Origin of the sequence: Dietzia aerolata (genome assembly GCF_014144865.1) — a bacterium.
In the GTDB taxonomy this organism is placed as follows: Bacteria; Actinomycetota; Actinomycetes; order Mycobacteriales; family Mycobacteriaceae; genus Dietzia; species Dietzia aerolata.
In genome coordinates this window covers 1-9448 of record NZ_JAALDM010000109.1, presented here as the reverse complement: position 1 = coordinate 9448, position 9448 = coordinate 1, and the positions used below count along the sequence as shown (strand labels likewise).

Below are 9448 nucleotides of genomic sequence, written 5' to 3'. Positions count from 1 at the left end.
CGTCGCGGTGCGGGTCGGCGCGCACGATCTCGGCGAGGGCGCGGACCACCACGTCGGGCGCCTTGAGCGGCTGGATCCGCCCGACAAACGCGATCACCTCGGTCTTCTGCGCCAGCCCGAGCGCGCGCCGGGCCTTCTCGGTGCCGCGCTGCGTGCCGGGGGTGTACTGCTCGAGGTCGGCGCCGGGCGGCACGATGTCGATGTCGGCCGGGTCGGCGTCGTAGTAGCCCACGAGCTCGTCGCGCTCGCCGGTGGTGTTGACAACCAGGCGGTGCGCGGCGTCCACGATCTGCTGCTCGCCGATGCGCCGCGACTCGGGCTCGGGGGTGTCGCCGGCGGTGAGGACGGCGTTCTTGACCTCGGCGAGCGTGTGGGCGGTGTGCACGAGCGGCACGCCCCAGTGCTCGGCGGCCACGAGCCCCGCCTGGCCGGACAGCCAGTAGTGCGAGTGGATGAGGTCGTAATAGCCGGGCGCGTGGCCGGCCTCGGCGCGCATCACGCCGGCGACGAACGGGCACAGCTGCGTGGGCAGGTCCTCCTTGCGCAGGCCCTCGAACGGCCCCGCGACGATGTTGCGGACCAGCACGCCATCGCCCGCCTCCTCCACCGGGGGCTGGCTGGAATGCGTTGCGCGGGTGAAGATCTCCACCTCGACGCCGCGTTGGGCCAGCCGCCGCGCGGTCTGCAGGACGTACACGTTGAGACCCCCGGCGTCACCGGTGCCGGGCTGGGCCAGCGGCGAGGTGTGAAAGGACAGCACCGCGACGCGCCGGGGTAGCGGCAGGTCGGGGCCGGGGTGGAGGTCGGAAACGGTCACCAGTCCGATTGTGCCCCCGTCCGCGCGCCGGTGCACGTCGCGTGGGGGCGGGAGGGTGTCGACGGGGAAGGGTTGGAACGTTGCCCACCAGTGTGAGGCGGCAGGTCGCCGAGGGGATGAGGCGGGAGGTTGTAGACGGGAGTGGGGCGGGAGGTTGTCGCATGAGTACGACGACGACGCCGGCATGAATGTTCGATAGTGAACTTCTCCCCACCCTGCGGCCTGGATGCCCCGTCGGGACGGTCGGCGATATAGCGTGCGCCACGGTAATTGTCACCACTGATCACACCGGAGGAACCCCATGACCGTTCGCCGTATCGGCATCACGCTCGCCCTCGGCGTCGCGCTGACCGCCGCGTCGTGCTCATCCGACACCGCAGATCAGGCCGAGTCGGTCGCCTCGGACGCGACGTCGGCGGCGTCATCGGTGGCCGGCGAGGCCGGGGACGCGGTCTCCGAGGCGACGGGCGGCGCGAACTCCGAGCCCACCGATGCGCCGGTGCAGGAGTTGCTACTGACCCCCGACGAGGTCACCTCGATGCCCATGCAGGAGGCCGACCCCGCGATGCTGGCGCAGGCCGGGGCGGGGTTCGACATGCCCGAGGGCATGGAGATCAACTTCGATCCCCCGGAGTGTGCCGACGCCGCTGACATGAACTCGGCTCTGGCCAAGGATGTCGCGGATGGTGAGCTCGCGGCGCTCATGGGCGGCGGGGAGACCTCCACCGTCGCATACACGATCCAGGTGCTCCGGACCTCGATCAGCTTCGATGAGTACCAGACCAACTGGGGGAACTGCGAGAACGTCCAGTTCGAGGGGCAGGCGCTCGGCATGAGCGGCACCTCGACCTCGGCGGACGCCCCCGAGATCGAGGGTGTCGACGATGTTGTCGCCCGTACGACCGACACACAGGTGGAGGGTGTTCTGGGCGAGGGCGGCCGGATGGCGACCCTCGTGTACCTGACCGAGGTCCGCGGCGTGAAGGTGGTCGGCGGGGCCGTTACCGCCCCCGAACTCGGCGGCGAGATCGGGCCCGAGGCAGAGGCGGAACTGGCGGACCTGATGGCGCAGCAGGTCGCCAAGGTCAACAACGCCGGCTGACCACCCGCCCGCCCCGAGTCGGGGACCCCGCCGCGCGGTGGGGCACCCCGATGTCCGGGGCTGTCAGAGCGCGGCGGCGAACGCGTCGAGCTCTGACAGGAACTTCGGGGTCTCCTCGATGAATGGTGCGTGGGCGGACTCGGCGAAGCCCACGTAGCGGCCACCGGGGATCATCTCGGCGTTGGCCTGACCGGCTGAGGGCAGGACCACGCCGTCGTGCTCGCCGTGGATGACCAGCGCCGGGATGGTCAGGGCGCGCAGGGTCTCGTCGTTGTCCACTCGCCGGGTGAGCAGTTTCTGGCGGACCGCCGGCGGGGTGGCCAGGGACAGACCGAAGATGCGCTGGCCGCTCGTGCCGTCACCTCGGCGCATCATCGCGGTCCCGAAGCTGGCCAGAGCGGCGACGGCCTTGCCGGGGCGCTCGTCGAAGGCGCCGTTTGAGGTCACCTCGATCATCGCCGGGCCCACCGCGCCGCCCGCCGAACGGGAGATCGAGGTGACGGCGCCGCAGAGCACAAGTCCCGCGACCCGTCCCTCGCCGCGCGCTGCCAGGTAATCGGAGACGACGATCCCGCCGTACGACCAGCCCAGCAGGATCGCGCCCGCACCGTCGCCGATTCCGGCGGCGTCCAGGACCGCCTCCACGTCGTCGGCCCATTGGGCGGCCGAGTCATAGCCTTCCGCCGCGACGGTCGAGTGCCCGTGTCCGCGCAGGTCCATCGCCACCACGCGGAACCGGGTGGCGAGCTCCGCCAGCAGGTCCGGGCCCCAGCACGCACTGGACTGGGCCCAGCCGTGAACGAGCAGGAGCGGGCGTGCGGCGGGATCGCCGAGAGTCCGGTAGGCGATCGCGGCGCCGTCGGACGAGACTGCCGAGGCGATGGTCATGGCGGGCGACGGTGCGCTGGTGGAGGTCATGTCGGTCATGGTGCCAGCCGTCACTCGTACGCACCGGCATCCGCGCAGAACGGTCCCCCGACGCCGCCCTCCGGGCGATACCGTAGGCCAATGGTTGAAACCTCGACGCAGACGGACCCTGAGGTCGTCGTCCGCAATTTCCTGGATGCCCTCCAATCCGGCTCGACCTCCGCGGTGGCTGACCTGGTCGCTGACGACGTGTGGTGGACGAATGTGGGGCTGCCCACCGTCAAGGGAAAGAAGGCCGTGATCGGCGCGATCGCAGCCATGAACCGCAACATGCACCTCGGGATCCGCACCCACAATCTCGCCGTGTCGGCGCCGGCCAACCCGACCGACCCCCGCTCCCCCCACGTGGTGTTGACCGAGCGCACGGACTCGCTCAGCCTGGGCCGGTTCCGCTGCGACTTCTGGGTGTGCGGCCGGATCGAGGTCCGCGACGGACGGGTCATCGGATGGCTGGACTACTTCTCCACCACCAACATGGTCCGCGGCACGATCCGTGGCCTCGTCGGGATCATCCCGGGCCTCGGCCGACGCTGACATGCCGGTCCGACTCCACCCCGATTCGCGTGTCGAATCCGGGTGCCGGCTCCCATTCCGTGCGTCGGCCGCGGGTCTACTCGCGATCTGCATGGCGGCAGCGCTCGCTCTGGGCGCGTGCAGCAGCCACCCCCGACCGCCCCGCTCCGATGTTGTCGAGAGCCAGATCGAGGACATCCCGGGCGTGGACACCACGGTCTCGAACGACAACGGCTTCCCTCTCTACGGTGCTTCCACCTCATCCGGGTCGGTGAAGCACGGGCCGTCGGGGACGATGACACTGCCCCTCGAGGACGACCTCACCGCAGATCGTGTGGTGGAGATCCTCCACACCGCCGTCGAGGCCAGCGGTGGCTCGTTCGAGAGCAGCACGCTGACCCTTATCCGCCGCGCCGGCACCGACGCCGAGTCGGAGTACTCCGGGCCGATCAGCAGCACGGACAGGTGGATGGCTCGGGCGCGCCTGTGGTGGGAGCTGACCACGCCACAGGATGTCGCCGTCACCTATCGAACGACGACGTCTTCCGATGATCTCGTGGTCGACGCCTCCAGGGTGCCTGACGACTCCCCCGCCGCCCGACCGTCGATCGACCACCTCCGCGAACTCGTGGCTGATGGACTGGTACCCGCACCCCATCGCGGAGAAGACCGCGGCTGGACCGTCACCGCCCGCAATCGTGGGCCGGCGGTGACGTTGAACCGACTGGACGCGAACACCCTCGACGACGAGGTGTGGGAGGCACTCACCGTTCCTGCGCTGACAGGCCTGGTCTACGACGTGAAGTTCAACGATCCGACCTCAGCCGCCGGCGGGAAGGGCTACGACATGAGCACCTCACCGCGACCCAGTACGAAGGAACCGCCTTCGGCCCCGCACCCCATTCTGGTGACTCTTCGCGTCCCACCCAGGCAGGAGGAGGATCTGCTCGACGCCGAGGTCGTACGCGCTCTCCATGCGGTTCCGAACCTGCGGTTCATCACCCTGGCGTTCGCCGACCCCGACTCGTACGACGACCCGTCATACGCCATCGATCTCGACCAGTGCACGCTTGAGCGCACCGAGGACCTCATCGAGGAGAACGGCGGCACCGTCCCGTCGCTGGCCCCTCCGTCAACCTCCACGTCCCGGGGCGGACGCGAGTGGGCCACCACGCCCACCTCCGCACCTCTTCGTCCGAAAGGCCTCATGACCGTGACGATGAACGAGGCCGCGTGGACTTTCTGGCGCCACCTCGGATGCTGGTGACGCGTCACCTCGGAGCGGGTGACCCGCCCTCCGGATAGCGCGCCGGAAGGCTAACCTGACCGCATGAGTACCGAGCACACCGCCGCCCGTGAGCGCCTCGCCGCCCTGCCCGCCGACACCCGCATCGCGGTGGTGACGGGCGCATCGTCCGGGATCGGGGAGGCTAGCGCCCGCGAGCTCGCCCGGCAGGGATTCCATGTCGTGGTGGGCGCGCGGCGAGTCGACCGGCTGGAGGCTCTGGCGGGCGAGATCGACGGCACCGCCCTCCCGCTGGACGTGACCGACGAGCAGTCGTGCGCGGAGTTCTGCGCGGCCCTCCCGCGGCTTCACGTGCTGGTCAACAACGCCGGCGGCGCCAAAGGCACCACCAGTGTGATGGACGCCGACGAGGACCAGTGGCGGTGGATGTGGGAGACCAACGTCCTCGGTACGCTGCGCATGGTCAAGGGCCTCATCCCTACGCTTGTAGAGACCGGGGACGGGCTGGTCATCACCATCACTTCCATCGCGGCACTGGAGTCGTACGACAACGGCTCGGGCTACACCTCGGCCAAGCACGCGCAGGCGGTCCTGCACCGGACCCTGCGCGGCGAGCACCTGGGCCAGCCCGTGCGGTTCACCGAGATCGCGCCCGGCATGGTCGACACCGAGTTCTCCACGGTGCGGTTCGACGGGGACCGGGAGCGGGCCGACGCCGTGTATCGCGGACTGACCCCGATGGAGGCGGAGGACATCGCCGAGATCGTGGGTTTTGTCGCCAGCCGGCCGTCGCACGTGAATCTCGACCAGATCGTGGTGAAGCCGCGTGCCCAGCACTCGGCGATGCGGGCGCACCGGGACTAGGGTCAGGCGTTCCGCAACCCCTCCGAAGGCCAGCCGAATGCCTCTACGGAAGGTGAGGCTATGCATCCTCAGGTTAGGCTGCGCACCGTCAGGTTAGGCTAACTGACCTGGCACGATGCCGATTTTGCTCCTAATGTTGGTGCCCTCGGGAGAGCGTCTCCCCGCCCGCCCGGGCACCTGCCGGGGCAACTGACGAAAGGCATCACCATGACCAAGGCAAACAGCGCCTTCACCGACCTCCTCTCGACGCAGATCAGCAACGAGTTCGCGGCGTCCCAGCAGTACATCGCGATCGCCGTGTGGGCCGATTCGCAGGACCTTCCGCAGCTGGCCGCCCGCTTCTACCAGCACAGCCTGGGCGAGCGGAACCACGCCATGATGATGGTGCAGTACATGCTCGACCGCGGTCTCAAGGCGGAGATCAAGGAGATCCCCGCGCCGCGCGGCGAGTTCGACGGCCCGGTGGACGCCCTCAAGCTGGCGCTCGAGCAGGAGAAGGAGGTCACCGAGCAGATCGAGGCCCTCTTCCAGGCCGCACGCGCCGAGTCCGACCCGCTGGGCGAGCAGTTCATGCTGTGGTTCCTGCGCGAGCAGGTCGAGGAGGTCGCCAACATGGACACGCTGGTGACCATCGCCGAGCGCGCGGGCGATGTCTGGTTCCGCATCGAGGAGCACCTCGCCCGCGAGTCCGACTCCTCCACCAACACCGGCACCCCGCCGGCCGTCGCTGGCGGCGCGGTCTGATCTGACCGTCACGACAAAGCCCGGTCCGGGACGGAGCAAGCCGCCCCGGGCCGGGCTTTCTTGCATCCGACGGTCAGGGCACCCCGGCGCAACCGCCTACCGACTCCCGCCTACCGCGACCAGTCCGCCAACCGCTCCCCAAGGATCCGGTCGCTGTCCTGCAGCGCCGCCGCATTGGCCTCCGCGCTGCCGCCCATCCACATCCCCTTCGCATAGTCGCCGGGCACGGAGAAGATGTGCCCCGCCTCGGGATAGATGTGCACTTCGGTGCGGTCGGGGCGCATCTCGGCGAACCGCCGGGCAGAGTCGGCGGCGGGCCACAGCTGGTCGTCGCCGCCGGCGAAGATCAGCACCTCCCCCGGCACCCGCGTCAGATCGATCTGCTTGTCCTGCGCGCCCGGCTGATCGAACGTGGCCTCGTACACGGGCCGCAGTCGCACGGGCGTCCCCAACACGGTCGCCGCCAGCATCCGAAGCGTGGGCCCGGAGTCGGAGGCGTCGCTGAAAGCCAGGTACGGGATCTCCTCTCCCCGGTACGTCCACGACGACGCGACGTTGGAGAAGTCGAGACCCTGCGTGACGTGGTCACCGGGCGCGAACAGGACCGTGTTGTCGATGCGCGGTTCGTAGGTCGGCGCCAGCGCGGCCAGTTCGGCGCCCTTCGACGTCCCGATCACCGTGACCGGATCCACCGATTCGACGTTCGCCTCGGCCCAGTCGAGCGCGCGCGACACCGTCTCCACCGGCACTCGGCTGAGCATCTCGGGCTGATCGGGCTGCCCGAAGTAGAACAGCGCCAGCACCTCGTGGCCCTGGCTGGCAAGCAGTTCGGCGTGGTCGAAATCGGGCCCGCCCTCGGATCCGCCCCAGGTCAGGACGACGCCGCGGTGGCGGATGTCGTCGGGCCGCAGGTGGAATCCGCGCACCGGCCCGTCGGCGATCGGCGTGACCGCCACGCCCGGCATCGCGGTGGGGTAGGCGGCGGCATTCATGGGGTCGGGGTAGGCGAGGTCGGGGTCGGGGTAGCGGAAATGGTTGACGACGCGCGCCGCGACAAAAGCCAGTACGACGACGACGAGGAACACCACCGGCCACTTGAGCCAACTCCACACTTTCCGCATCCCGCTCCTCCCCACGTAGCCCGAAGCAGAGCGTATGCGGTTAGCGACGACCCCGCATCGAGAAGTGGATTCGGCCCACGTCGTGCGAGTAGAAGTGGGCCGAACCCTCTTGGCGATGAGCGGCGCGGGCAGGTCAGGCGCGGACGAACTCCATATAGGTCACCCCGCTCTCGAATTCCCGGGCCATTCGCCGCCGCAGGCTCAGCACCGGGGCGGCTTGTCCCGCGACGAGCGGGATGCCCGCACCGAGGATGAGCGGATTGACCTTGAGTCGGAACTCGTCGATCTCGTCGATGAGCGTGGCCGCGAGCGCCCCGCCGCCGCAGAGCCAGATATCGAGGTCCGACGGCTCCGCCTTGAGCTCGCGGACCACGGCGACCGGGTCCCCCGAGGTGATGGTCAGGCCGTCCTCGACCGGCAGGTCGCCGGGGTGGCTCGTGAACACGTACTGACGCAGGTGCGGATATCCGCTGGCCAGGCCCTCGTCGACGGCGACCTGATGCGTGGCCCGTCCCATCAGGACCGTGTCGAAGGCCCGCGGCCGGGCCTGGGTCAGCCCGAGCGTCTCGCGGAAATGGCCCGGGATGGTCTTGGGGTATCGCTCGGTGAGCCAGGGCCCGTGGTCGCCCTCGAGGGGGAAGAAGTCGAACGCGCCGTCGGGCGCGGCGATGAAGCCGTCGACCGTCACGGCAACGTAATAGATGAGCTTTCGCATGGTGATTCCTCGCTTCTGGAGTGGGTGGGGTGGCAGGTCAGGCGAGGGTGATCACGTCGTCCACCCCCACCCGTTCGCAAAAGCCGTCATCGTGGCTGACCAGCAGCAGAGCGCCCCGCCACTGCGCGAGTGCATCGGCGAGGACCTCCACGCCCTCGAGGTCGAGGTTGTTGGTGGGTTCGTCGAGGATCAGCAGCTGCGGCATCGGCCGGGCGAACAGCTCCGCCGCCAGTGCCGCCCGCAGCCTCTCGCCGCCGGACAACTCGGCCAGCCGGCGGAAACCCGCGTCACCGGTGAACAGCATCCGCGCCGCGTGGGCGTGCGCCTCCTCCACCGTCGCCTCCGGCCGGACGGCCCGGATCGCGTCCACGACCGACCGCTCGGGATGCTCGACCCGAATATCCTGCGGCAGAAACGCCCAGGGCGTGGCAATCGCAGGGCTGCCGTCAGCGCCGGCCCCGGCCCCGGCCCCGGCATCAGTATCAGCACCGGAGCCGACACTGGCTCCGGCCTCGGCATTGACACGAGCACCGGCGAGGCGGCGCAGCAGCGTGGTCTTGCCACTGCCGTTGGGCCCCGCCAGTCGCACGCGTGCCGGGCCGGCGAGATGGACGCGGCCGGCGACGGGGTCGTCGGCATCCACCACCACGCGCCCCGCCGGTAGCTGGGGATCCGGCAACTCCACGCGCAGCGGGTGCTCCCGGCGCACCGCGGCGTCGGCCTCACGCATCCGCTCCTGCGCCTGCTCGACACCCCGCTCATGGGTGGCCCGATACTTGGCCGCCGACTCCTGCGCCGCCCGCTTGCGCGCCCCCATGATGATCTTCGGCTCGCGCTTGGTGGCCTGCATCTTCCGGCCATACCGCTCGCGCCGCGCCAGCGCGACCTGAGCCTCGACCTTGTCGCGCTTCTCCGCACGCAGATCGTTGCGCGCACCGGTCAACGCCTGCTGCGCCGCCGCCTGCTCGGCGTCCACAACCTCGCGGTAGTGCACGTAGTCGCCGCCGAACACGCGGGCCCGGCCAGCGCGCAACTCGACGGTGGTCTCGGCGAGCCCGAGAAGCTGCAGGTCGTGGCTCACGACGACCGCGATGCGGTCGCCGCCGGAGGCGAAATCCTCCAGCGCCGCGAACAGCCTGCCGCGCGCCCGGGTGTCGAGATTATTGGTCGGCTCATCCAGCAGCAGCACCCGCGGACGCTCGAGGAGCCGGCCCGCGATCGCCGCGAGCGTACGCTCCCCGCCGGACAGATGCGCGACCGATCTACCCAACTCTGATGGCAGACCCAGGAGATCGAGCTGCGCGACGGTCCGTTCGGCAATGGACCAGTCATCGGCGAGCCGGTCGAAGTCGTCGTCGTCGCCCCTTCCCGCCTCGATCCGCTCCAACGCGGCGAGCCG

At 69.8% G+C, this 9448-nt stretch carries 10 protein-coding genes; 5 read left to right on the top strand and 5 right to left on the bottom strand.

Annotated elements, in window-relative coordinates:
* On the bottom strand, window positions 1–817 hold an 817-nt coding region (locus G6016_RS07325; RefSeq protein WP_182632014.1), incomplete at its 3' end, for a glycosyltransferase.
* A gap of 301 nt (window positions 818–1118) precedes the next feature.
* On the opposite strand from G6016_RS07325, the gene G6016_RS07320 reads away from it, so the two are divergent.
* The gene (locus G6016_RS07320; RefSeq protein WP_182632013.1) at window positions 1119–1919 is read left to right on the top strand and encodes a hypothetical protein; all 801 of its coding nucleotides are present in this window, start codon (window positions 1119–1121) and stop codon (window positions 1917–1919) included.
* A 63-nt stretch (window positions 1920–1982) separates the two neighbouring features.
* Here the strand turns inward: G6016_RS07320 and G6016_RS07315 are convergent, their stop codons facing one another.
* On the bottom strand, window positions 1983–2807 hold the full coding sequence (locus tag G6016_RS07315) for an alpha/beta fold hydrolase (RefSeq protein ID WP_380023478.1): 825 nt from the start codon (window positions 2805–2807) through the stop codon (window positions 1983–1985).
* A 120-nt stretch (window positions 2808–2927) separates the two neighbouring features.
* Here G6016_RS07315 and G6016_RS07310 point away from each other — a divergent pair, with 120 nt between their 5' ends.
* From G6016_RS07310 to G6016_RS07295, 4 genes are all read left to right on the top strand, one after another.
* Window positions 2928–3380, top strand: a complete 453-nt coding sequence (locus tag G6016_RS07310) for a limonene-1,2-epoxide hydrolase family protein (RefSeq protein WP_182632011.1) — start codon at window positions 2928–2930, stop codon at window positions 3378–3380.
* 91 nt (window positions 3381–3471) lie between these two features.
* Window positions 3472–4626: a hypothetical protein gene (locus G6016_RS07305; RefSeq protein WP_182632010.1), complete on the top strand. Its 1155-nt coding sequence runs from the start codon at window positions 3472–3474 to the stop codon at window positions 4624–4626.
* A gap of 63 nt (window positions 4627–4689) precedes the next feature.
* The gene (locus tag G6016_RS07300) at window positions 4690–5469 is read left to right on the top strand and encodes an SDR family NAD(P)-dependent oxidoreductase (RefSeq protein WP_182632009.1); all 780 of its coding nucleotides are present in this window, start codon (window positions 4690–4692) and stop codon (window positions 5467–5469) included.
* Between the two features lie 207 nt (window positions 5470–5676).
* A complete protein-coding gene (locus G6016_RS07295; protein WP_182632008.1) occupies window positions 5677–6213 on the top strand; it encodes a ferritin in 537 nt (178 codons plus the stop codon).
* 110 nt (window positions 6214–6323) lie between these two features.
* Here the strand turns inward: G6016_RS07295 and G6016_RS07290 are convergent, their stop codons facing one another.
* The 3 genes from G6016_RS07290 to G6016_RS07280 all read right to left on the bottom strand — a co-directional run.
* Window positions 6324–7334: an acyl-CoA thioester hydrolase/BAAT C-terminal domain-containing protein gene (locus G6016_RS07290; protein WP_182632007.1), complete on the bottom strand. Its 1011-nt coding sequence runs from the start codon at window positions 7332–7334 to the stop codon at window positions 6324–6326.
* Window positions 7335–7467: 133 nt separating this feature from the next.
* Complete coding sequence (locus G6016_RS07285) at window positions 7468–8049, bottom strand: dihydrofolate reductase family protein (RefSeq protein WP_182632006.1); 582 nt, start codon at window positions 8047–8049, stop codon at window positions 7468–7470.
* A 37-nt stretch (window positions 8050–8086) separates the two neighbouring features.
* Window positions 8087–9448, bottom strand: a 1362-nt coding sequence (locus G6016_RS07280; protein WP_182632005.1) for an ATP-binding cassette domain-containing protein, incomplete at its 5' end; no start/stop codon positions are given.